24 protein-coding genes are annotated in these 22,471 nt (G+C 35.6%); 16 read left to right on the top strand and 8 right to left on the bottom strand.

The features are described 5' to 3' along the window. Positions 1–463: 463 nt before the first annotated feature. The gene (locus PXC01_RS11785) at positions 464–2,593 is read left to right on the top strand and encodes a catalase (RefSeq protein WP_276472494.1); all 2,130 of its coding nucleotides are present in this window, start codon (positions 464–466) and stop codon (positions 2,591–2,593) included. 156 nt (positions 2,594–2,749) lie between these two features. After that, on the top strand, positions 2,750–3,388 hold the full coding sequence (locus tag PXC01_RS11780; RefSeq protein ID WP_276472493.1) for a fasciclin domain-containing protein: 639 nt from the start codon (positions 2,750–2,752) through the stop codon (positions 3,386–3,388). A gap of 72 nt (positions 3,389–3,460) precedes the next feature. On the opposite strand, the gene PXC01_RS11775 is transcribed toward PXC01_RS11780, so the two are convergent. The 3 genes from PXC01_RS11775 to PXC01_RS11765 form a co-directional block, all read right to left on the bottom strand. After that, positions 3,461–4,018: a DUF4494 domain-containing protein gene (locus tag PXC01_RS11775; RefSeq protein ID WP_074673874.1), complete on the bottom strand. Its 558-nt coding sequence runs from the start codon at positions 4,016–4,018 to the stop codon at positions 3,461–3,463. 177 nt (positions 4,019–4,195) lie between these two features. Continuing rightward, positions 4,196–4,870, bottom strand: a complete 675-nt coding sequence (locus PXC01_RS11770; RefSeq protein ID WP_276472492.1) for a LytR/AlgR family response regulator transcription factor — start codon at positions 4,868–4,870, stop codon at positions 4,196–4,198. Continuing rightward, positions 4,863–5,930, bottom strand: a complete 1,068-nt coding sequence (locus PXC01_RS11765; RefSeq protein ID WP_276472491.1) for a sensor histidine kinase — start codon at positions 5,928–5,930, stop codon at positions 4,863–4,865. The genes PXC01_RS11770 and PXC01_RS11765 overlap by 8 nt, the downstream gene beginning before the upstream one ends. 190 nt (positions 5,931–6,120) lie before the next feature. On the opposite strand from PXC01_RS11765, the gene PXC01_RS11760 reads away from it, so the two are divergent. The 5 genes from PXC01_RS11760 (at position 6,121) to PXC01_RS11740 (ending at position 9,653) form a co-directional block, all read left to right on the top strand. Further along, positions 6,121–6,402 (top strand): EF-hand domain-containing protein, encoded by a 282-nt coding sequence (locus tag PXC01_RS11760; protein ID WP_058102755.1) that lies wholly within the window; start codon positions 6,121–6,123, stop codon positions 6,400–6,402. A 211-nt stretch (positions 6,403–6,613) separates the two neighbouring features. Then, positions 6,614–7,366 (top strand): hypothetical protein, encoded by a 753-nt coding sequence (locus PXC01_RS11755; RefSeq protein WP_276472490.1) that lies wholly within the window; start codon positions 6,614–6,616, stop codon positions 7,364–7,366. Positions 7,367–7,570: 204 nt separating this feature from the next. Next, a complete protein-coding gene (locus PXC01_RS11750; RefSeq protein ID WP_276472489.1) occupies positions 7,571–8,359 on the top strand; it encodes a YHYH protein in 789 nt (262 codons plus the stop codon). 2 nt (positions 8,360–8,361) lie between these two features. Beyond that, complete coding sequence (locus PXC01_RS11745) at positions 8,362–8,982, top strand: toxin-antitoxin system YwqK family antitoxin (RefSeq protein ID WP_276472488.1); 621 nt, start codon at positions 8,362–8,364, stop codon at positions 8,980–8,982. Next, positions 8,979–9,653: an SCO family protein gene (locus tag PXC01_RS11740; RefSeq protein ID WP_276472487.1), complete on the top strand. Its 675-nt coding sequence runs from the start codon at positions 8,979–8,981 to the stop codon at positions 9,651–9,653. Before PXC01_RS11745 ends, PXC01_RS11740 begins: the two co-directional genes overlap by 4 nt. A gap of 80 nt (positions 9,654–9,733) precedes the next feature. Here the strand turns inward: PXC01_RS11740 and PXC01_RS11735 are convergent, their stop codons facing one another. The 4 genes from PXC01_RS11735 to PXC01_RS11720 form a co-directional block, all read right to left on the bottom strand. Next, positions 9,734–10,411: a type 1 glutamine amidotransferase domain-containing protein gene (locus PXC01_RS11735; RefSeq protein ID WP_276472486.1), complete on the bottom strand. Its 678-nt coding sequence runs from the start codon at positions 10,409–10,411 to the stop codon at positions 9,734–9,736. Positions 10,412–10,454: 43 nt separating this feature from the next. Continuing rightward, positions 10,455–11,453 carry an NADP-dependent oxidoreductase gene (locus PXC01_RS11730; RefSeq protein WP_276472485.1) on the bottom strand — a complete coding sequence of 333 codons (999 nt, stop codon included), beginning with the start codon at positions 11,451–11,453 and terminating at the stop codon, positions 10,455–10,457. Between the two features lie 125 nt (positions 11,454–11,578). Next, positions 11,579–12,973: an NAD-dependent succinate-semialdehyde dehydrogenase gene (locus tag PXC01_RS11725; RefSeq protein ID WP_276472484.1), complete on the bottom strand. Its 1,395-nt coding sequence runs from the start codon at positions 12,971–12,973 to the stop codon at positions 11,579–11,581. Positions 12,974–13,082: 109 nt separating this feature from the next. Further along, positions 13,083–13,823: an SDR family oxidoreductase gene (locus PXC01_RS11720; protein WP_276472483.1), complete on the bottom strand. Its 741-nt coding sequence runs from the start codon at positions 13,821–13,823 to the stop codon at positions 13,083–13,085. 357 nt (positions 13,824–14,180) lie between these two features. Here PXC01_RS11720 and PXC01_RS11715 point away from each other — a divergent pair, with 357 nt between their 5' ends. Next, entirely contained in the window at positions 14,181–14,813 is a 633-nt protein-coding gene (locus PXC01_RS11715) for an aspartate/glutamate racemase family protein (protein ID WP_276472482.1), read from the top strand. Here PXC01_RS11715 and PXC01_RS11710 read toward each other — a convergent pair. Then, positions 14,810–15,706, bottom strand: coding sequence for an AraC family transcriptional regulator (locus PXC01_RS11710; protein WP_276472481.1), 897 nt, complete (start codon positions 15,704–15,706; stop codon positions 14,810–14,812). The two genes, PXC01_RS11715 and PXC01_RS11710, sit on opposite strands and share 4 nt — an antisense overlap. A 164-nt stretch (positions 15,707–15,870) precedes the next feature. On the opposite strand from PXC01_RS11710, the gene PXC01_RS11705 reads away from it, so the two are divergent. The 8 genes from PXC01_RS11705 (at position 15,871) to PXC01_RS11670 (ending at position 22,466) form a co-directional block, all read left to right on the top strand. Then, positions 15,871–16,497, top strand: a complete 627-nt coding sequence (locus PXC01_RS11705) for an alpha-ketoglutarate-dependent dioxygenase AlkB family protein (protein WP_276472480.1) — start codon at positions 15,871–15,873, stop codon at positions 16,495–16,497. 59 nt (positions 16,498–16,556) lie between these two features. Further along, the gene (locus PXC01_RS11700; protein WP_276472479.1) at positions 16,557–16,856 is read left to right on the top strand and encodes a putative quinol monooxygenase; all 300 of its coding nucleotides are present in this window, start codon (positions 16,557–16,559) and stop codon (positions 16,854–16,856) included. Positions 16,857–17,064: 208 nt separating this feature from the next. Further along, positions 17,065–17,739: an NAD(P)H-dependent oxidoreductase gene (locus PXC01_RS11695; RefSeq protein WP_276472478.1), complete on the top strand. Its 675-nt coding sequence runs from the start codon at positions 17,065–17,067 to the stop codon at positions 17,737–17,739. 27 nt (positions 17,740–17,766) lie between these two features. Further along, positions 17,767–18,774, top strand: coding sequence for a zinc-binding alcohol dehydrogenase family protein (locus tag PXC01_RS11690; RefSeq protein ID WP_276472477.1), 1,008 nt, complete (start codon positions 17,767–17,769; stop codon positions 18,772–18,774). A 142-nt stretch (positions 18,775–18,916) separates the two neighbouring features. Then, positions 18,917–19,750 (top strand): DUF4437 domain-containing protein, encoded by an 834-nt coding sequence (locus PXC01_RS11685; protein ID WP_276472476.1) that lies wholly within the window; start codon positions 18,917–18,919, stop codon positions 19,748–19,750. A 285-nt stretch (positions 19,751–20,035) separates the two neighbouring features. Continuing rightward, positions 20,036–20,509, top strand: coding sequence for a Dps family protein (locus tag PXC01_RS11680; protein ID WP_276472475.1), 474 nt, complete (start codon positions 20,036–20,038; stop codon positions 20,507–20,509). A 31-nt stretch (positions 20,510–20,540) separates the two neighbouring features. Then, complete coding sequence (locus PXC01_RS11675; protein WP_276472474.1) at positions 20,541–20,810, top strand: UBP-type zinc finger domain-containing protein; 270 nt, start codon at positions 20,541–20,543, stop codon at positions 20,808–20,810. Between the two features lie 12 nt (positions 20,811–20,822). Beyond that, positions 20,823–22,466, top strand: coding sequence for an FAD-dependent oxidoreductase (locus tag PXC01_RS11670; RefSeq protein WP_276472473.1), 1,644 nt, complete (start codon positions 20,823–20,825; stop codon positions 22,464–22,466). Positions 22,467–22,471 lie beyond the last annotated feature (5 nt).

Raw genomic sequence — 22,471 nt, 5'->3', positions numbered from 1 at the left:
GCCAAAAAATTCGTCGATAAAATTTTACTTTCCGTATAAACAAAAAGGGTAGACTTCTATTCCTTTTTAGTAAAGAAGTATAAAGTTTCACTTTTAATGTGTTAATTAAAAACGCACCTTAAATGAAACAATTTATAATCATAGCTAGCATTTTATTTGCTCACTTTGGTTTTGCTCAAGATGTTGAAACAAATTCCTCATTAAAAAAATTACATAGAGTTTATCAAAATCATAAACTCCACAATACGTTCCCTTTTCTTTTCCTTCTAATTGAGTATGTTTTCGCTTGCCTACTCTTAAATTAACAGTGTTTAAAAGTGTTACTTGATAATTGATTGTTACTAAATCTATATTATTAGGTGATATAGTATGTTTTGATTTGAGCCTATTTTAAATTTTTCACAGCTAAAGTTTGCGACAGGTTAGCAATAATTTTAGCGCTCTTAACAAAACACCCTATACCATGGAAAAAGATAATAACGAGACTTCTAAGATTAAGGACTTAGAAAATTTCAGAAAAGATATGACAGGTAAGCCCCTTACTACAAATCAAGGGCTTAAAGTCAACGACACCAATAACAGTCTAAAGTCAGGCGAAAGAGGATCAACCTTGTTAGAAGATTTTCTATTACGAGAGAAAATTACAAATTTTGACCATGAGCGTATACCGGAGCGGATTGTACATGCCCGCGGCAGTGCTGCACATGGTTATTTTGAATTATATGAAAGTATAGAAGAATATAGTAAAGCGGGTATTTTTACGGATACTAAACGTAAAACACCCGTATTCGTACGTTTTTCTACAGTTGCCGGGTCAAAGGGATCACCTGATTTAGCGAGAGATGTAAGAGGGTTTGCCGTAAAATTCTATACACAAGAGGGCACGTGGGACCTTGTTGGAAACAACATGCCTATATTCTTTATTCAAGATGCCATGAAGTTTCCCGATCTAATACATTCGGTTAAACCAGAGCCTAATAAAGAGATTCCGCAAGCTGCATCTGCTCACGATACATTCTACGACTTTGTCTCACTGACAACAGAAACTTTACACAATCATATTTGGGCAATGAGCGATAGAGCTATTCCTAGAAGCTTGCGGATGATGGAAGGGTTCGGTATTCACACCTTTAGATTGATCAATGACAAAGGGGAGGCGCATTTTGTAAAATTTCATTGGAAACCAACTTTAGGGGTGCATTCTGTAACATGGGAAGAAGCCGTAAAAATTAACGGTGCCGATCCAGATTTTCATAGAAGGGATTTATGGGATGCTATTGAAGCAGGGCAGTACCCTGAATGGGAATTAGGTCTACAAATTATTCCAGAAGCAGATGAGCATAAATATGACTTTGACCTTTTGGACCCCACTAAATTAATACCAGAGGAAATGGTACCGGTAAAAATTATTGGTAAAATGACCTTGAACAGAAATCCTGACAACTTTTTCGCAGAAACGGAGCAAGTAGCATTTTTACCCGGACACATAGTACCGGGAATCGATTTTACAAACGATCCATTATTACAGGGGCGATTATTCTCATATAGGGACACACAATTATCCCGATTAGGCAGCCCGAATTTTCATCAAATTCCCATTAACAGACCTGTAGTGGACACACATAACAATCAACGTGATGCCTACATGCAAATGGAAATTCCAAAAGGACAAACAGCTTATTTTCCAAATAGTTTAAGTGGTGGTTGTCCTCATTTATCCAAAATGGCAGAGGGAGCATTTCATTCATATGAAGAACGTATAGATGCCAAAAAAATAAGAACACGTAGTGAAAGTTTTAGCGATCATTTTTCTCAACCAGCGCTATTTTATAGAAGTTTGGCAGACTGGGAAAAAGAACATGTTGCAGCTGCATATACCTTTGAGTTGGGCAAATGTAACCATGAACATATTAAAGAACGTATGCTATGGTTAATAGCACAAATAGATACGGATCTTGCCAACAAAGTAGGGGAAGGACTGGGAATGGATATTCCAAAAGAAATAGAGCAACCAATAAATCAAGCAATTGGTGCTGATGCCGATGTGAAAAAGCACCAACCAGGAAAAAAGAAAATCTATTTAGAAAAATCTAAAGCCCTTAGCATGGCACACACCAAATTCGATAGCATTGCCACAAGACAAATTGCAATTTTAGCCGCAGATGGTTTCAGCATGAGCGATTATTCTCCAATTAAAGAAGCATTGGAAAAAGAAGGTGCTATGTTAAAAATTGTTGCTCCACATGGTGGCACCATTAAATGTGATAAAGGAAAGGAACATAAAGTAGATGCAGCAATTGCAACAACAGAAAGCGTTCTTTTCGATGCCATTTACATTCCAGGTGGTGAAAAGTCCGTTAGCACCATTGTTGAAAATGGAAAATATATAAAATTCATTAATGAAACTTTCAAATACTGCAAGGCAATTGCAGCAGATAAGGAAGGTGAAAATGTATTAGATCATACGTTCGTAGCTAACTTTAAAGAAGATGGCGCAATACATATCAACGATTCAACAGATAAGTTCATTAAAAGTATTGCCAAACATAGAAACTGGGATAGAAGAGAACATTCTGATAAAGTTCCGGTATAAAAAAATGCTCGGGGCAATATGTGCCGAGCTTTTAATCTAAATAATTAAAGCCCCTCAGGGAAAGCCCATGAGGTATTCAAAGTAAAACAAACATTTAAATTCAAGGCAAGCCTCGGGGTATGATACCCTTTGGCGGTGCCAATAAATTCAAAAATTATGAAAACTAGAAATATCAAAAATTTTGCACTAATGACATTTGCGGTATTGGCATTTGCATCTTGTAACGAGCAAAAGAAAAAAGATGCCGATAAAAAAGCCATGGAAGAAAAAGTAGCCATGGAGGAGGCTGAAATGAAAGCTGAAGAAACAAGAATGAAGGAAGAAGCCAAAAAGAAAGAAATGATGGCAACAAGTATTGCAGCGGTTGCCAGTAAAAATGAAGAGCTAAGCACATTGGTATCTGCGCTTAAAGCGGCAGATTTAGACCAAATGTTATCAGAACCTGGTAGCTATACCGTATTTGCCCCATCTAATAATGCATTTGAAAAACTTCCTGAAAAAATGTCGATTGCAGAATTGGGTAAACCGGAGAACAAAGAAATGTTGACTCAAGTATTACAATACCACGTTGTATCTGGTGTAATTACTAGTGACAAGCTCGTAGAGGCTATTAACGGAGCCAACGGAAAATATACCTTTACAACCGTTGGAGGTAAAGATTTGACCGCAAGTTTAAAGGGTGATAAAATCAACTTAAAGGATGAAAAAGGTAATAGAACAGAAATTGTTTTAGGTAATGTAGAAGCTTCCAATGGGGTAGTACACGTTATTAATGATGTGCTAATAATGAAGTAATCAGTATACACTTTCTGTAAACAAAAAGAAGGACTTCAATAGTCCTCCTTTTTATATTTTAAATAGAAATTTCTATTCTTCACTTGATAGCACATCGCTAAGTTCTAACTCCTCATCCATAGTATTATCTACGGGTACAGAGTCTTTTACCGTATTAAATTTTGCAACACGTTCCATATCATCCTCTTCGCCAGAAAAGTAAGGGAAGACGTCCATAATAGGTGATTCTGATATGGAAGGAACAGAATATTCACCCATAGTATCTTTCATAACACTAATGGTATTGTCATATGCTTCTTTTACGTCATTGGCCTGAACTAAAAGGTACATGTTGGTTTTACGTTCTTTACCACTTTCTTCATCAAAGGCAATTAAAGAAACTTTTGATTTGAACCATCTGTCCGAATTTTCAAAGGGATGAATTTCTGCAAAATTTGCAACCTTTATATTCGTAATCTTTATTTCTTCCGTATCGCTTAGGTAAGCGGACATTTCTTCCGTAATTCTACTTTCTGCTTCGGTATAAGAAATTGCATCTACCAAAAATGGCTCGGTTTTCACCTTTAACATTCCAGATGCATCATCTAATTTTCTATATTTTATTTTACACTCGTACCACGTTGCACTCATATCTTATATTTTTTTTGGGGTGCTAAATATACTTCTTAGTCATAGTTTGCAACCTTAAAAAAAGCAATAGATATTCACAATTTCAAAATGATGGGTATAGTTGATTAGTACTTAAGTACTTATCAAAAAAAAAAAAAAAAAAAAATGATGCAAAAAGAAAATTAATTGAGTTGTGCGCTAAAATAATTCTTGTTTTACATGGTCATAATAAGAATCACTCACCGGAATAATCACATCGGATAATTGCAAATCTCTACCTTTTAATCCAGTGACATAATTTCTATTGACAATGTACGATCTATGCACTCTCATAAATAGACTGCTAGGCAACTCTTGTTCTAATGCCTTTAAACGCTGATTGCTGATTATTTTTTTGGTTTTCAGGTGAAAAGTTACGTACTCACTATCACTTACTACAAAAAGAATATCGTCATACTTAACTTTATGAAGATCATACCCAGATTTTATGGTTATAGTATCCAATTTATCAATAGTGGTATTGGATTGTACCTTGTTTACCGCAGTAACAAAGCGTTCAAAGGTTATTGGTTTCAACAAGTAATCTACAGCATTTAATTCGTATCCTTCTAAAGCATAGTGAGAATAAGCCGTCGTAAAAATTACTTTGGTTGTAGACCCGAGCATTTTGGCAAAGTCCGTCCCTTTTATTTCTGGCATTTGAATGTCCAAAAACAATAGGTCAACTTGTTTTTCCTTCATTATGCTCAAAGCTTCTAATGGATTCTCAGCTTCACCTACTAAATTTAAAAACTCTAATTTATCAATATAGGTTATTAATAAAGACCTAGCCAACTCTTCATCATCTACAACTATACAGTTTATACTATTCATGTAATCTGAGTTTTAAATTCACCTTAAACGCCTTAGAAGTTTCATTGATCATTAATTCATGTCGATCAGGATATAAGATAGCCAAACGCTTTTTTACATTTTCTATGCCAATACCGCCAACATCATCTTTTACAATAACATGCTCTGGTTTTGAATTTTCCAGCTCAAAATCAATACCATCAGTAAATGAAGTAATTTTCAAGTTGATAAATGTGCCTTCAATCTTTTCAATATTACTATGTTTTAAGGCGTTTTCCAAAAAAGGAATCAGCAACATGGGTACAATGGGCACATTTCGATCTTCAATAGAAAACGTAGTGGAAATAGGGTAGGTTTTACTACTCTTTAGGGAGAACAGTTTTATGTAATTCTCAATATAATCTATCTCTTTGTATAACGGTACAATTTCTTGTTCACATTCATATAGCACATAACGCAACATGTCTGATAAATAGCTAATACTCTTTTGGGTTCTACCGGCATCAATTGCAGATAGTGCATAAATATTATTCAAGGCATTAAATAGAAAATGAGGATTGATCTGTGATTTTAATAGCTTAAGCTCTGTTTGTAACGCTTCATTTTTATTGATGATGATTTCCTCTTCTTTACGTTGTGCAAACAAGAATATTTCTACAAGTGTTGCAATGATATAGGCAATTGTAATTAAAAGTAAGTTAATGAAAAACCGTGAAGGTGGCCTTCGCAATTCTTGTAAAGGTCTTCCACCGTCAAACCTTGGTCCGGGTCTTGGTCCGGGCAAAGCACCCATATTAGGTTCGTTAACCATTCCTCCAGACCAAGGGATTACATTGGTCAAAATTAAGGTCAAGCCAACTACAACTGCAATGGATGCTAATGCAAATAAGATGTACTTTCTTCTTAATAAAAGGTATGGAACTGTTAAATAAATCAGTACAGCAATGACTATTATTTGAAAAATAAGTACCATACCGTTTTCCAGTACGAACTGAAAATCGCTGCCACTAAAGATCCATGCGGTAGACCAAACCAAAAGCCATAAGGCTACATGAAATACTATATTCTTATGTCTGTTCATGGTACAAATAAAAGGAATAAATTTTCAACCCAACCTTAAAAACAGTGCTATAAACCGCTGCTAATTAAACGTTCATTGTATATAGAACACCTTTCGCTTAAAAGTAAACGGCAAACACTTAAAACGACCATTCCGCATTAAAGATTCTTACATCTTTGCTAACGAATATTAGTTATAAAATTAAATATATATGAAACGTATTACATTAAAAACAGGATTGTTATTTGCCCTATTAGTAGCTTTTGGAACAGTAGCAGTTAACGCACAATCTAAAGGTGAAAGAAGAGAGCCCCCAACATATGCCAAACTTTTAGAAGAAATGGATGCAGATGAGGATGGTCAGCTTTCCAAAGAAGAAGTAAAAGGTCCATTAAAGGATAACTTTTCTGAAATAGATACCAATGAAGATGGTTTTATTTCTAAAGAGGAATTTGATGAGGCTCCAAAACCTAAAGGAAGACCTAGAAATTAATTTCTACACAGTTTATTCTAAATATTGATTCAGTAAAACACCTTAGGGCAAGCCCATGAGGCATTCACAGGAATCACACTTTTAAATTCGAAGCAAGCCTCGGGGTATTATACCCTTTGGCGGTGCCAATAAAATTTGTTGAAGTTAGCCCAAAGCTTCATGGTCCGCCATGAAGCTTTATTTATCATCAATAAGATAAGCATATAAACAAATGGTCTTATTCAGAAAGGTTAGAAGTAGATTGATAAAATTAGAGAAATTCAAGACCTATTTAATCTACGCATTAGGCGAAATTCTACTTATAGTCATAGGTCTTCTAATTGCATGGAAGATCAATGATATCAACGAATCCAGAAAAAATAGAATTGTAGAAGTTAAAATCTACAAAAGTCTAAGTCAAGAACTGAATACAAATTTAGGTGTATTGGATAGTGCCATTGCAGACTATACCAAGAATATACAAACCTTGCAAAACACCATAAATTATTTGGGTATGGAACCTGCGGAATTAACTGCCGATGCCAAGTCAATGATCGTAAATCTAAATTACCATAAAACCATTGTTAGGGATGAAGCCATAAACTCAGTTAATGCAACCAATAAATTTGAATTTATTGAAAGTGATTCGCTCAAAAAACTGATTGCCGCTTATCCCAATGAACTTGACAACTTTAACAATCAACAAATCAAGATTGAAAATATTATAAACGAGCGCCTAAAACCTATCATTGAAAAGCATATTTCATTAATTGAAATTTTACCGGAAGACAGCTATAATTATCAGCGTATGAAAAACTACGGCAACCAATCAAATTATCCGGATTTGCTAGTAAGCAGAGAATATCAAAATAGTGTCATTGACAGGTTGTTACAAACCAAAGGACAACTTTCTATTGCCAAAAATTTAAGGAATAAGACAAAAATTATTGCTACAAAACTAAATCAAGCACTGAACAGATCCTAACAAATTCACATTAATATGAAATCATATGTCTTTACCTACTAAACATTTACTGGCTTACAAATTTAAATAGCCATCAAACTTTCTTGATCAAAACACTGTCTCACTTAAAATTTCCACCGGTTCACTGATTTTTAAAAATCCATAGTAATCAAGACATTAGTTTTATACTGTTTTAATAACATTAATCAATTTAAAAAGTCAATTATGAGAAAAAATAACATCAAACAAATACCCTCTATTTCTTTTGCTCTTGCATTAGCATTTATAACCTTTGTTGCCTGTAGTAGCGACAGTGTAGATGATGGAGTGATAGATGATAGTACAACAGACGAAAGTGATGTAGATGATGAAGTAGTCACTGAGCTTCATGTTGCGTATAGTGCGTTTAATTCAGATGCCGTGACTGTGTATTTAGATGGTTCCGAAGTTGTTATAGAGACTACCGGACTTCCAAATCATGAAACGGTTTATTGGGGAGAGGGTAATTCCCTATATAAAGAAGAGCCAGATGTTGCCCTTACTCCAAGTATCATGTCCAGTAATAACAATGCTTATACCATACGTGTAGATGCTACTCCTGATTTAACGGGTAGTACTGTACAAACAGAATTAGGTACTGTTGGTATTGCGGTAAGCGGCTCTTCAATATTCAATGACCAAGAAGGTGGGGGTGCCTTAGATCAAGCTGCTGCTAGTTTAGATTGGACAGGTGCCCATATTGGTCCTGGTGTGTATCATTATCACCTAGAGCCAAAGGCTTTTACCAATGACGACGATAACCTAGTAGGTATATTATTGGACGGCGTATTTCTTTACGGACGTAAATGCAGTGCAACGGGAGATTACCCAACGGATTTAGATGCTTCTGGTGGACATACTTCTACCACACAGTATACTGATGGTGAAGAAGAATACCATTATCACATTATCAATGAAGTGTATTCTACTACAGGTTCCTATTTAGCATTTGCAGGTCCATATCAAGGTTACTAAAAATGAATAGTAAACACTTCCATATCATTTGCCTTGCACTGATGTTGCAGACCGGTTGTAAACAAAGTTCCGGTTCAAAGCCTCAGGTAGCAACCCCTGTTGAAGTCAATCAAGATACTAAATTCAAGGAAGAGTTGACCCTTAATCAATTAGAAGGTACCTGGTGTTACAAAAACTCACCTTATGATGGTTATGCATTAACCTTACATGAGAACGGCACATTGGCAGAAAAGGTGGGTTTTGTTAAAGGAAAAAGAGAAGGAGTCGCCAAAAGATGGTCTGTCAATGAAGTTCTTAGGGTTGAGTATCATTATAAAAATAATCGACTTGAAGGTTCTTACAAAACCTGGTGGGAAAACGGTCAGTTAGCTCAAGAAGCGAATTACGTAAATGGTAAAATGGATGGTGTGGAGAGAAAATGGTATCCTGATGGGCAATTGGCAAAAGAACGGCAATTGGTAAACGGTAGGGAAGAAGGGCTACAAAAGGCTTGGTTACAAAACGGAACCTTATATGTAAACTATGAAGCCAAAAACGGACGCATATTTGGTCTAAGACGAGCAAATTCTTGCTACCAATTAGAAGATGAAGTTGTAGTTAAATCAGAAAATGAACCTTTATGAAAAAGACTTTATTTCACGTAGCAGTTATACTTGTTTTGATTTCCTGTAAACAAACGGTAAAAAAAGAAAATATTCAGGTAACTGAAACCAGTAGGGTAGAGCACTTGCCATATTACAATGATGAGTCATTTACACCACACTGGATAACTCCAAATACAGATGAAGAAAAGCAATTTCACAAGATTCCCGATTTTAAGCTGGTTGATCAATTAGGTGATACATTGACCCAGAAGTCATTTGAAAATCAAGTATATATTACCGACTTCTTTTTTACTACATGCCCCGGCATTTGTTTGAAGATGACGAACAATATGACCAAAGTACAAGAGGCTTTTCTCGATGATCCTGAGGTTGCTATTCTTTCACATTCCGTAACTCCGTCCATTGACTCTGTTTCTGTGCTAAAAACATATGCCGATAAAAACGGAGTAATACACTCAAAATGGCACTTGGTTACTGGTGATAAAACTGAAATTTACAACTTAGGTAGAAACGAATATTTTGTGGAGAACGATTTAGGTATACCAAAGGACATCAATGACTTTTTACATACAGAAAACTTCTTGCTCATAGATAAAAATAAACACATACGGGGTATCTACAATGGACTCAACCGTGCTTCAATAGCACAATTGATTACTGATGTAAATGCCTTGCTAGAAGAAAGTTGATTGCAATTGTTTGATTATTTATTGACAAAAAGCCCGTAAACATTAGCTTACGGGCTTTTTAATATCATTTAATCTATGTGCTATTTCAGAGCAGCCAATAATTTTTCAGCTACCAATTCTGATGAAGCAGGGTTTTGACCCGTAATTAAATTACCATCTTGTACCGCATATGCTGCCCAATCCTCTTTCTTAGAGTAAATTCCGCCATTTTCTTGTAGCATATCCTCTACCAAAAATGGTACAATCTCAGTTAGCTGTACAGCTTCCTCTTCACTATTCGTAAATCCTGTTACTTTTTTACCTTTTACCAAAGGATTACCATCTGTACCTGAGACTCTTTTTAAAGCCGCAGGTGCATGACATACAAATGCAATTGGCTTTTCTTGCTCATTAAAAGCCTCTATCAATTTTACAGAAGTAAGGTCGTTTGCCAAATCCCATAACGGTCCGTGACCACCAGGATAGAAAACGGCATCAAAATCATTGGCATTTACATCTGCCAATACTTTTGTGTTGGCAATTATCTCTTGCGCTTCTTTATCCTCTTTAAAGCGTTTGGTATCTTTTGTTTGTGCATCTTCAGTATCACTACTAGGGTCAATTGGTGCTTGACCTCCTTTTGGTGTTGCTACCGTAATTTCTGCTCCTTTATCTAAAAGAGCATAATATGGAGCTGCAAACTCTTCAACCCAAAATCCTGTTTTCTTTCCCGTGTCTCCCAATTGATCGTGAGACGTTAATACAAATAATATTTTCATTTTATCTTCTTTTTAGTTACGCAATTATTTTGAAGTCTTATTATTAGACTTTTACTATCATTTTACCTTTGTTCTTACCATCCATCATATCCAAGAATGCTTGTGGTGTATTATCAAAACCTTCTACTATTGTTTCTTTATAGGTCAGTTTTTCTTCGCCCAACCATGTAGACAATTGTTTCATTGCCTGTGGAAATTTATCAGCGTAGTTAGACACAATGAATCCTTGCATTAATGCACTGTTCTTTACCAAGAAAGGCTGTAAGGCAACCGCCATGGGCAATTCAGTTTTATTGTAGACCGATATAGCGCCACAGATAATAATACGAGCAAACTGATTTATATTGAATAATACAGCATCAGAAATTGGTCCGCCTACATTATCAAAGTAGACATCCACTCCATTTGGTGCCGCTTCTTTAATAGCAGCTTTCATATCTTTGGTTGTTTTGTAATTGATACCGTGGTCAAAACCGAATTCTGATTTCAGCATATCAATTTTTTCGTCTGTACCAGCTATACCGATGACATTTAAACCAAGAATTTTACCGATCTGTCCTACGACACTACCTACAGCACCCGCAGCACCAGAAACTACCAAGGTTTCACCTTTTTTAGGCTTCCCAATTTCATGAAGCCCTAAATAGGCGGTCAATCCGGTCATACCGACGATACCTAGAAAGGCACTTAATGGTGCTTTGCTTTTATCTATTTTCTGCAAGCCTTCGCCTGTAGAAATTTGCTTTTCTTTCCATTGTAATAGTCCCGATACATAATCTCCTTTTTGGAAATTACCATTATTAGATTCCAACACTTCTGCTACGATACCGGAACTTATAGGTTCTCCCACTTTAAATGGAGGAACGTATGATTTTGCATCGCTCATTCTACCACGTAAGTAAGGATCAACGGATATATATTTCGCCTCTAATAAAAGTTCACCATCAGAGATAGTTAGTTCATCTTCCAATTCTTTAAATTCAAAATCGGAAAGTGTAGGGGTTCCTACGGGACGTTGTTTTAAATTAATCGACTTATTCATAAGCTATTTTTTAACTGTTCAAAGTTATCAAAAAAAAGAATGAACATTCATTTTTTAACATTGCTTTATATTTTGAATTTGACATTTCATTAAAAAAGCACCTAAGTGGTGCCTTTCTAATTTAGTTACTCAGAAATCATAATAGATTTCACATTTACAAATTCCTTCATTCCAAAACCGCCATGTTCTCTACCATAACCTGAATCCTTAACTCCTCCAAATGGCATATTTGGTTCTGCCAGACCAAAAGAGTTTATAAATACCATACCGGTGTCAAAATGTTTTTCCGCAAGTTCTGTCGCCTTCTTAATATCTTTAGAAAATATACCACCACCTAAGCCAAATCTACTGTCATTGGCTATACGCATAGCATCTTCATTATCCTTCGCTTTAATTAATGAAGCCACAGGTCCGAACAACTCATCATCATACGCCGGTTGCCCAGGCGTAACGTTGGCTAGTACCGTTGCAGGGTAGAAGTAACCCTCACCGTCAGGTATTTTTCCTCCACATAATATACTGGCTCCTTTCTCTACACTTTCTTGCACTTGTTCGTGGATCTTCTCTCTAAGATCTTCACGTGCCATTGGTCCCAACTCGGTATCCTCATTCTTTGGATTTCCTACTTTTAAGGCATCCATGGCTTTTACGAATTTTTCCTTAAATTCATCATATACCTTCTCGGTAGATATAAATCGTTTGGCAGCAATACAGGTTTCCCCATTGTTATAAATACGTCCCATAACACTTTTTTCAACTGCTACATCTATATCGGCGTCGTCTAATACTAAATACGCATCATTGCTACCTAGTTCCAATACCGTTTTCTTAAGATTTGCACCTGCTTTTTCCCCAATTTTTTCTCCAGCCACAGGGCTTCCCGTAAGGGTAACGCCTCTAACCAAATCATGTTCTATTATGGCATTAGACTGATCGTGTTCAATTATAAGAACATTGAACAAGTCTGCCGGCAAACCTGCCGTATCAAAAATGGTCTTTAATAATTTGGCGGTACCTGTAACATTAGATGCATGTTTCAGTAAAATACTGTTACCTGCCATAAGGTTTACAATAGTATACCGTAGTACTTGATAACTGGGATAATTCCAAGGCTGTATACCGTATATTATTCCCATAGGGGAATAGGTGATAATTCCTTTTCCTCCGTTTGATAGTTCACGCTCTTCATTCTTTAAAAATTCTGGTGCGTGTTTTGCCGAATATTCGCAAATAGAAGTACACAGGTCTACCTCATGGTTGCTTTGTTTAAGCAATTTTCCCATTTCATCGGTCATTAACTCCGCTAGTTCTTTCTTGTAATTTTGAAGTTCCTTTCCAATTGCCTTTATGACATCACCACGTTCTTCAACGCTCTTCATTTTCCATTTCTGAAATGCCTTGTGTGATCGTTGAATGGTCTCTTCAACTTCTGCATCGGTCATATAGGTATGAGATGCTATTTCTTTTCCCGTTGTGGGATTTATTGTTTTAAATGTATCTTGTTTTGTTGTCGTTGACATAATTTGTTTTTTAAGTTACTCGATAATCCAGATTTTAATACTCCATCGCTTACGCTGAAATACTAATTTGTTTTCAAAACATAGTTTTGGGGATTATCCCAAAGAATGTTTATTGTTGCTCACTTGGCACCAAATAAACATCGTTGATATTTACTCTAGATGGCTGAGTTAACACGTAATAAATGGAATTTGCAATATCCTCCGCCTCAAGCGTTTCCATTTTTTGCATTTCCTTCATCTTATCTTTGATATCCTCATCGGTGATTGTGCTGGTCAAATTTGTAGCCACGGCACCAGGTTCTATAGAGGTAATGTTTATACCATATTTTGGTGCCAATTCTTGGCGTAAACCTTCTGAAAACATTTTTACTGCAGATTTCGTTGCACAATACACCGCTCCACCAGGAAAATACCTGTTGGCGGCCATAGACGATATATTTATAATGTTACCGCCTTTATTTTCTTTCAATGCCGGTAGCACTGCCGCAACACCATTTAATACACCTTTTATGTTGACATCTACCATTTTATCCCATTCGTCTGTTTTTAATTTTTCAACGAACGATAACGGCATTAAACCTGCATTGTTGACCAAACCGGTAATTTTACCATATTCTCTTTTGGTCTTGGAAACCACCTTTTCAAAATCTTCTTTCTTAGTTACATCTCCTGTAACTACAAGAGCTTCTCCACCTTTTTTAGTGATGTCTGATTTTAAATCGTTCAATTCATCTTCACTACGTGCCATTAAAACTACTTTTGCTCCATTATCTGCTAACTTCTTTGCTGTAGCTCTACCAATACCGCTAGATGCTCCTGTTATAATTATTACTTTATCTTCTATTTTCATTGCGTTTTAATTTAATTTGAGCACAAGATAAAACCAGTTTTGAGGTTCCATTGACCAGATAAGTTGAACTATTAACGTATATAGTATTACGATACTTCTTTATTGTTTTAAGTCAAAAAACCTTCCCGTTTAGGGTGTTAAAAAGGATACTGAAGAAATTATAGATTTATTAAGACCGTTACTTATTTAAATGCCATTAATTTGATGCCTTATTTCCTTTTTCTAAATAAAAGGTGGAGTTATGATGACAAATAAAATGATAGGCATTGTGGGTGGTGTTGGTAGTTATGCGGGCATAGATTTAATTAAAAAAGTCTACGGGAAGCCACATCTGACCAAGAACATTTACCGGTATCTATGCTATCCGTACCTCATAAGATTATTGACCGTACCAAATTTTTATTGGGTGAGACAGATGTGAACCCCGGTATTGCCATTTCTGAAATCATAGCTACTTTGATTTCTAGTGGAGCCGGTATCATTGGTATTCCCTGCAACACCGCGCATGCCAAGCCTATTCTAAGTTTCATTGAAAAGAGCATACCTGAATCCTGTATTTTGGTAAACCTAATTGAAGAGGTTGGTAATTATATATCGGAAAAACATCCGGAAATTACTAGGGTAGGTGTATTGGGAAGTACCGGTACCATTTTGGCAAAAGTATATCCTGAAGTGCTATCAAAATACGGTATTGAGGTAATACAACCTTCTGAAGATATTCAAGATTTATTTGTGCATCCGTCAATTTATGATACTAGTTATAGTATAAAGGCTTTCTCTAATCCTGTTCATCAAAAGGCAAAAGAAAATTTGAGTATGGCAGCCACATATTTATCTAGAAAAGGTGCTCAAGCGGTAATATTAGGTTGTACCGAAATTCCATTAGCCATTCAATATGAAAAAATAGAAAACAGTTTAATTATTGATGCCACTACGGTATTGGCCAGTGCCCTTATCAGAGAATCTAAAAAAATGGAACAATTAGTTTAAGTATGCATAGCAGGCATACAAGTTGCTCTTTTCAATAACATATATTCGCCTTTAATTTTAAAATTCCGAATAGATGAGCCTGTGTAACGTTTAAAGGTTTTTGAAAGATGACTTACATCTGTAAAACCTAAATCATCTGCTATTTGGGTAAGGGTGAAATCTGAATTTAATAGGCGAATTTCAACCAATTTCAGTTTTGCCTTTATTATATATTCTCGTAAAGACATACTAACTTGTTTTTTAAAATATTCACTTACATAGGTGGGCGACATGTTAAATACCTTGGCTAAATTTTCGACCTTTAATAATTCCGTCTTATCGATATGGGTATTAATATAGGTGAGCATTTTAGTGATGCGATCATCAACTTGGTTCTTTGGCAATTCAAAATAATTGCTCTTTTTAATATTGCGGATCAAAATTTCTAAAATACTCGTCATTAAACTAGTGACCAAGTTTATAGATTCTTCTCCATAGTTTCTAGACTCTTGAAGAATCATACCTATTAGATTTTCTAGATAGTTGCGATCCATTTCATTCTTAATGATATCGCCTGGCAATTGATTGTAGTTAGATAGAATGTAAGACGCTTCTTTAAACCATTCATTTCTATCAATAGTTATCCTATTCGCATTTTTAAAAAACGAATCGGTAAACTTTAAAAAAACAAAACGCGTAGGTTTTTCTATAGTAAAAGAATGGCACTTTAAGGGAGGTAACAAAAACATACTATTTTTACTATAGCTATAGTCATTATAGTTTATGCACTGCGTACCTTCACCTTCTTTAATTAAAACCAGTTCAAAAAAATTGTTCTTCACTGGGCGTTGCTTCCAGTTGGTCAATTCAATTTCTTGTATTTCAAAAGGTTTATGCGCTTCTAATACCTGCATTTTTTTAATTATTAAGTAATTTACAGACTAAAATAAGTAAAATGAAATAAAATTGACGCAACAAAACCTTTATTTATACAAATTAAACCGTTACTATTACTTATAGTTGTAACTTAAAGTAAATATCTTTGCAAGAAGATTACCATTAAAAATTTGTTATTCTATTGGATTTATTTAATCAAAACAGTTTATTTTCAACTGATGAAGTACGTAAAACTACTTTTGACTTGCCGGGAGCAGAAATTATCTTATTTGAAAATTACTTTAATAATCAAGAAAGCAAAAGGCTATATCACAACCTAGTAAACAATACGCCTTGGCAACAGGATAAGATTATCATTCATGGTAAATTAATTGATTACCCAAGATTAACAGCTTGGTACGGAGAGAAAAGCCAAGATGCTACCTCTACAGAAAAGAATAAAGTTATTCCGTGGAATGACGAATTGTTATTCATAAAGAACCGAATAGAAAAAGAGGTCAATATTAAATTTACACGTTGTTTGCTCAATTATTATCGTGACGGTAAAGACAGTGTGGATTGGCACCAAGATTATAAAGGAGAACAACGTAAGAACACTGTAATAGCCTCGGTAACATTTGGCGCTACCAGACCTTTTCAATTAAAGCACGTATCACGATCAGATTTAAAACGAGTTGACATCCCATTAGTTAATGGCAGCCTTTTATTGATGCAAGGCGCTACACAAGAAAATTGGAAACATAAAATTCCTAAAACTTCAAAAATAATTCCCCCAAGAATTAACCTAACCTTTAGATGGATCGGTTGATCTTTTATTCTTCATTCTTTATATTTATACCCAATAGTAGTTAACACTTTAGATTTACCATGAAGAAATCCTATTTAACCTTAGTAGTACATATCCTTGTAAAGGAAGCATATAGAGAAGAAATAAAAGCTGAATTGCTTAAACTTATTAGTCCTACTAGAGGAGAGGAAGGTTGTATTGCCTATGACTTACACCAAGATAACGACAACCCAAATTTATTCCTATTTCATGAAAAATGGGTTAATCAAGAATTTTTGACCAAACATTCTCAAAGTGACCACATTGCGGCCTATAGAATTGCTTCTAAAGATAAGTTGGAAAATGTTACCGCTTATAAAATGACGGATCTTACCAACTAGAACAGTAACAAAAAAGGTTTTATTCCTAATAATTAGTTTATAAACCAGTATTTATATTGGTTTACTGCTTTTTTTGGCGAAATTTTAATATTTAAACCCTTAAAAACCTCTTTTTGTACATACATCACCTTCTTTTGTACCATAAAAATGCTGGGCTACTCATATATCTTTGTTTTAAAATTAAACAGTAGATATAAAACATATAAAAATGAATACTCCAAACATTGCCAAAGAAGACATACTAAACGCCTTTAATTACAGACACGCTACCAAGGAATTTGATGCTACAAAGACCATTTCTGACGAGGATATGAAATTCATCTTAGAAACGGCACATTTATCGCCTAGTTCATTTGGTTTTGAACCTTGGCATTTTGTGGTGGTACAAGATAAAGAGTTAAGAGAGCTGTTAAAACCTGTTGCTTGGGGCGCGCCGTTAAAATTAGATACTGCCAGTCACTTTGTTTTAGGTTTAGCAATGAAAGCGCCTATGGTAAAGCATAACGCACCTTACATTGAACATATGATGAAAGAGGTAAAACAAATGCCTGCCGAAGTTATAGAAATGTACTCTAAATTTTATAGGGAATTTCAGGAACGCGATTTTAACCTGGATACGGATAAAAAGTTATTCGATTGGTCTTCTAAGCAAACCTATATTGCATTGGGTAATATGATGACATCAGCGGCTTTAACAGGCATAGATTCTTGCCCAATTGAAGGATTTCATCAAGAAAAAGCAGAGGCTTTATTACAAGAGAAATTTGGAATTGATACCGATAAATACGGACTAGCTTTTATGGCAGCCTTTGGGTACAGAAAAGCAGATCCGGAGTTTCCTAAATCTAGAAGAAATTTTGAAGACATTGTAACTTGGAAATAAGGACAAGTACATTTAAAAATCACATTTATGAAAGCAATAGGATACAAAGAGAATTTACCAATTGACAATGTAAATTCGCTCCAAGACATAGACGTTGAAACACCTAAAGCAGCTGGCAAAGATATTTTAGTTGAAGTAAGGGCCATTTCGGTAAACCCAGTAGATTATAAAATTAGAACCAACAGACCAGCTCCAAATGGAGAATGGAGTATTATTGGTTGGGATGCTACAGGTGTTGTTAAGGAAGTGGGAGAAGATGTATCTCTTTTTAAAGTAGGTGATGAAGTTTGGTATGCCGGTGATTTAAACCGACAAGGTAGTAATGCCCAATATCAGTTGGTTGATGAACGTATCGTAGGTAAAAAACCTGCAAGTTTATCATTTGCAGAAGCCGCTGCCTTACCATTAACTACGCTAACGGCTTACGAAATGCTGTTTCATAGATTAGAGGTTTCTAAAGATGATGCCAACAAATCTATCTTGGTTATTGGTGCTGCTGGTGGCGTGGGTTCTATTTTGGTGCAACTGGCAAAAAAGCTTACCAAATTGAATATTATTGGTACCGCTTCTAGAGAAGAAACTATTTCTTGGTTAAAAGAATTGGGTGCAGATACGGTAATTAATCACAGAAATAAGCTTAGTGATGAATTTGACAAATATAACTTGCCAGCACCAGAGTATGTGGTGAGTTTAAATGCTACGGAACATCACGTAGATGAAATTGCTAAATTGATTAAGCCACAGGGGAAATTCGGATTTATAGATGACCCAACATCCTTAAACGTGATGCCTTTTAAGGGTAAAGCGGTATCTACACACATTGAGTTAATGTTTACGCGCTCTATGTTCCAGACCGATGATATGATTGAGCAGCATAACATTTTAAACGAAGTTTCTGAGCTTATAGACAACGGAACAGTTAGAACCACTTTGGGAGAAAACTTCGGGACTATAAATGCTGAAAATCTTAGAAAAGCACACGCTTTTTTAGAGACCGGAAAAGCAAAAGGCAAAATTGTTTTAGAAGGATTTTAAATCCATTATCATAAATGTCACATCGAGTGTTTTTATTGAAATAGCATGGAAATAAAAAAGTATCGAGAATTTGGGAACATGCTTGCCATTCTAGATGAAGTAATGTAAAACACTATTAATAGAAATATTAAAACATATCAAAATGAAAAAAACAATACTTCTTGTATTTGCAATAGCAATAACGGCATATTCAAACGCGCAAACACCAACAACAGACGACACAAAGTCTGTAAATGAAGTAGTAACCGCAGACAACGTAGAATGGGGTTGGTTAAACCCTTTACGAGGCGATAAGAGTCCGGCTGCAGGAAAACTTTGGGGAGACAGAACCAAAAACGAACCAGCGGGATTTTTAGTGAAATTCAAAAAGGGATTTTCATCACCACCACATATTCATAATATAACCTATAGAGGTGTAGTAATTAAGGGATTGTTACATAATGATGATGAAAATGCCGAGAAACAATGGCTGCCAGCAGGTTCTTATTGGCAACAACCAGCAGGAGAAGCGCATATTACCGCTGCTGACGGTGAAGAAAATATGGCTTTTTTAGACATTCAAGAAGGTCCGTATTTAGTAAAACCTACATCAGCAGCTTTTGATAATGGCGAAAGACCTGTAAATGTTGATAAAACAAACTTGGTCTGGTTAAATGCTAACGACATTCAATGGGTTTCAGAAAAGAGCAATGTTCAAACTGCCTTTTTATGGGGAAGTCACGAAAAAAATCAGCTACGTGCCGCACTCGTAAAACTGCCAGCTGGTTTTAACGGAAGCATAAAAAACTTAAGCCCAAACTTTAGAGCGGTTATTATTTCTGGTGAAGTAACACATCAGTTTTCTAACGAAGATTCTAAAAACGAGTTACAACCTGGTTCTTATTTTGGAGCGCAAAATGGTGCTACATCAAAAATTTCAACAAAAAAAGAAACAGTTATTTATATAAGAAGCAACGGCGTATTTGAAGTTAAGTAAACGGGTAATATGCTGATTTTTTAATTGTATTAGAGATAAAAAGCTTCCTTGTTTTGGTCATAAGAATGTACAGACTCAAACACTTAATCAAAAAATAGTTTTCTTGAAAAATTCTTAACCCTTAGTCATAACAGATTTGCATTTAACAAGATTTAAATGTTAAAAGGGTCAAATATAATTTCAAATAAGCTATTAACTACTTGGTAATTAGTGGTTTTATTAAAGTTCTTTCTTTAAATTTATAAATATCAGTTTAATGAAATGTAGAGCATAAAATTTAAAGAAATGAAAACAAATATTGGAATTACCGAGGAAAACAGATCAAAGGTTGCAGAGCATTTATCCACCATATTGGCTGATGAATATGTGTTGTATACCAAAACATTAAGAGCACATTGGAATTTGGAGGGTATTGATTTTCACACCAAACATGTGTTTTTTGAAGAGCATTATAATGCAATTAAGGAATATATTGACGGTGTTGCAGAACGTATTAGAAAAATAGGTCATTATGCCCCTGGAACTTTAAAACAATTTTTGCAGTTAACACATTTATCGGAAGAAATAAAAGGAGACAATTCTAGCAGTAATTATATGAAAGTCTTGTTAGCCGACCATGATACCATTATTGTAGAAATGAGAAAAATCATCCCTACAATAGAAGAAGATTTTGGTGACGTTGGTACTGCCGATTTTTTAACTGGACTGTTACAAGAACATGAAGAAATGGCTTGGATGTTACGTGCCAGTTTAAGCTAAAAGTATTTAAACAAAGGTTTAGATTTAAATTATGCAGCAAAAATCTTGCGACCACATAAAAGCAATTTCCGAAATCAAAACTGCTACTGAGCGTGTTTGTGAGGAATGTATTAAACTTGGCGATGGCTGGGTACATTTGCGCACATGTCAAGAATGTGGTGTAACACTTTGTTGTGACGATTCTAAAAATAAACATGCTACGGCCCATTTTCATGCAACTAAGCACCCGGTTATAAATTCGGCAGAACCTAATGAAAAATGGTTTTGGTGTTATCTTGATAATGCTTTTGTAACCTATTAAACCAAACCAATTATGATCGACCCAAAATTTCCTGAATTAACTAATGTTCAGGTAGAAAAGCTTAAGAAGTACGGTAAAATAGAGTTCTATAAAGAGCCAACGGTCGTTTTGGATTTTGGAGACCGGCATTATGATTTTTTTGTGGTGCTTACTGGCGGAATCAGAATTATAGACCCTGATAAAAAAGATGAAAATATTGCCATTCATACCAGGCATCAATTCTCAGGTTCAAGTAGTATTCTTTCGCACAGAGCCGTTGGGGTTTGCGGTGAAACCTTGGCAAATAGCCAGCTAATAAGAATAAGTCCAGAAAATCTAAAAAGTGCCATTGCCAAATTCAGTGATATTAGCGATGTACTTCTGAATGCATTTTTATTGCGTGAAGATGCGCTAAAAAACAATGTTCAGGGTATTAAGCTCATTGGTTCTGAACACTCCAATGAAACCTACGCTATCCGTGATTTCATGGATAAGAATGATATTTGGTACAATTTCATTGATTCAGATAAGGAAGACGGATTGGTGCAGTTATTGGAAACTTTCAATTTAAAAGAATCTGACCTGCCTGTTTTGATCAATAGTCAGAATGAAATTTCCGTTCGTCCATCCATAGATGAAATTGGTACGTGTACCGGTGTTAGATTACAATTGGATGATGATATTTATGATGTTCTGGTGGTAGGTGCTGGTCCCGCTGGCTTGGCTGCTAGTGTGTATGCCGCTTCAGAAGGCTTAAAAGTGTTGACCATAGATAGTAATTCACCTGGCGGACAAGCCGGTAAAAGTTCTAAAATTGAGAACTACCTAGGGTTTCCTACCGGAATTTCAGGACGTGACCTTGCCAATAATGGCTATATACAGGCACAAAAATTTGGTTGTACCATATCCGTGCCGCATAGGGTAGAGGGCATAGCGCGCAAAGATGGTTATTACGAAGTTAATTCTAACAACACATCTATATTAAAGGCTAAAACGGTCATTGCTGCAACAGGTGCGGCGTATAGAAGACTGCCTTTAGAAGGTATTGAAAAATTTGAAGGTTCCGGTGTGTACTACAGCGCCACTTCAATGCACGCCAATATGTGTAAAAACAGCGAAATAGGTATTGTGGGCGGTGGCAACTCCGCAGGTCAGGCGGCATTGTTTTTAGCAAGCCATGCGCATAAAGTATATGTAATCATCAGAAACGAGGATATTGGCGCAAAAATGAGCGACTATCTAGTGCAGCGAATTTTCGCATGTGATAATATTGAAGTTTTAACGGGTAGTAATGTCGTTAAGGTTGACGGTGATACGTATTTGGAAAAGGTAGAAATCAAGCAAAGCGATACTTTAGTCCAAAACAACATTAATTACCTATTTACATTTGTTGGCGCAAAACCGTGTACGGAGTGGTTAGACAATATTATAGACACAGATGCTAAAGGCTTTGTACATACAGGGCTCACTATTTGCGATAATGCTTTAAATGGCGAATCAGTTTTTAAACATAGAAAGCCTTACACTTTTGAAACCAGTTTACCCGGACTTTTTGCTGTTGGAGATGTGCGTTCCGGGTCGGTTAAACGTGTAGCTTCGGCAGTAGGAGAGGGGTCTATTGTAGTTAGTGACATCCATAAATTTTTAGCGCTTGAAACCGAAGCAAAAATTATATAGTACTT

The sequence above is a fragment of the Maribacter huludaoensis genome (assembly GCF_029350945.1).
Classification (GTDB): domain Bacteria; phylum Bacteroidota; class Bacteroidia; order Flavobacteriales; family Flavobacteriaceae; genus Maribacter; species Maribacter huludaoensis.
This window is presented reverse-complemented; position numbering and strand designations above follow the sequence as displayed.

What these genes read in the sequence shown, in the direction of transcription:
- PXC01_RS11775 (WP_074673874.1), bottom strand. Translation starts at nt 4,018, where the DNA reads ATGAGTGCAACGTGGTACGAGTGTAAAATAAAATATAGAAAATTAGAT.
- PXC01_RS11770 (WP_276472492.1), bottom strand. Translation starts at nt 4,870, where the DNA reads ATGAATAGTATAAACTGTATAGTTGTAGATGATGAAGAGTTGGCTAGG.
- PXC01_RS11675 (WP_276472474.1), top strand. Translation starts at nt 20,541, where the DNA reads ATGCAGCAAAAATCTTGCGACCACATAAAAGCAATTTCCGAAATCAAA.
- PXC01_RS11765 (WP_276472491.1), bottom strand. Translation starts at nt 5,930, where the DNA reads ATGAACAGACATAAGAATATAGTATTTCATGTAGCCTTATGGCTTTTG.
- PXC01_RS11735 (WP_276472486.1), bottom strand. Translation starts at nt 10,411, where the DNA reads ATGAAAATATTATTTGTATTAACGTCTCACGATCAATTGGGAGACACG.
- PXC01_RS11680 (WP_276472475.1), top strand. Translation starts at nt 20,036, where the DNA reads ATGAAAACAAATATTGGAATTACCGAGGAAAACAGATCAAAGGTTGCA.
- PXC01_RS11745 (WP_276472488.1), top strand. Translation starts at nt 8,362, where the DNA reads ATGAATAGTAAACACTTCCATATCATTTGCCTTGCACTGATGTTGCAG.
- PXC01_RS11690 (WP_276472477.1), top strand. Translation starts at nt 17,767, where the DNA reads ATGAAAGCAATAGGATACAAAGAGAATTTACCAATTGACAATGTAAAT.
- PXC01_RS11755 (WP_276472490.1), top strand. Translation starts at nt 6,614, where the DNA reads ATGGTCTTATTCAGAAAGGTTAGAAGTAGATTGATAAAATTAGAGAAA.
- PXC01_RS11740 (WP_276472487.1), top strand. Translation starts at nt 8,979, where the DNA reads ATGAAAAAGACTTTATTTCACGTAGCAGTTATACTTGTTTTGATTTCC.
- PXC01_RS11750 (WP_276472489.1), top strand. Translation starts at nt 7,571, where the DNA reads ATGAGAAAAAATAACATCAAACAAATACCCTCTATTTCTTTTGCTCTT.
- PXC01_RS11720 (WP_276472483.1), bottom strand. Translation starts at nt 13,823, where the DNA reads ATGAAAATAGAAGATAAAGTAATAATTATAACAGGAGCATCTAGCGGT.
- PXC01_RS11725 (WP_276472484.1), bottom strand. Translation starts at nt 12,973, where the DNA reads ATGTCAACGACAACAAAACAAGATACATTTAAAACAATAAATCCCACA.
- PXC01_RS11760 (WP_058102755.1), top strand. Translation starts at nt 6,121, where the DNA reads ATGAAACGTATTACATTAAAAACAGGATTGTTATTTGCCCTATTAGTA.
- PXC01_RS11730 (WP_276472485.1), bottom strand. Translation starts at nt 11,453, where the DNA reads ATGAATAAGTCGATTAATTTAAAACAACGTCCCGTAGGAACCCCTACA.
- PXC01_RS11695 (WP_276472478.1), top strand. Translation starts at nt 17,065, where the DNA reads ATGAATACTCCAAACATTGCCAAAGAAGACATACTAAACGCCTTTAAT.
- PXC01_RS11715 (WP_276472482.1), top strand. Translation starts at nt 14,181, where the DNA reads ATGCTATCCGTACCTCATAAGATTATTGACCGTACCAAATTTTTATTG.
- PXC01_RS11780 (WP_276472493.1), top strand. Translation starts at nt 2,750, where the DNA reads ATGAAAACTAGAAATATCAAAAATTTTGCACTAATGACATTTGCGGTA.
- PXC01_RS11670 (WP_276472473.1), top strand. Translation starts at nt 20,823, where the DNA reads ATGATCGACCCAAAATTTCCTGAATTAACTAATGTTCAGGTAGAAAAG.
- PXC01_RS11700 (WP_276472479.1), top strand. Translation starts at nt 16,557, where the DNA reads ATGAAGAAATCCTATTTAACCTTAGTAGTACATATCCTTGTAAAGGAA.
- PXC01_RS11710 (WP_276472481.1), bottom strand. Translation starts at nt 15,706, where the DNA reads ATGCAGGTATTAGAAGCGCATAAACCTTTTGAAATACAAGAAATTGAA.
- PXC01_RS11785 (WP_276472494.1), top strand. Translation starts at nt 464, where the DNA reads ATGGAAAAAGATAATAACGAGACTTCTAAGATTAAGGACTTAGAAAAT.
- PXC01_RS11685 (WP_276472476.1), top strand. Translation starts at nt 18,917, where the DNA reads ATGAAAAAAACAATACTTCTTGTATTTGCAATAGCAATAACGGCATAT.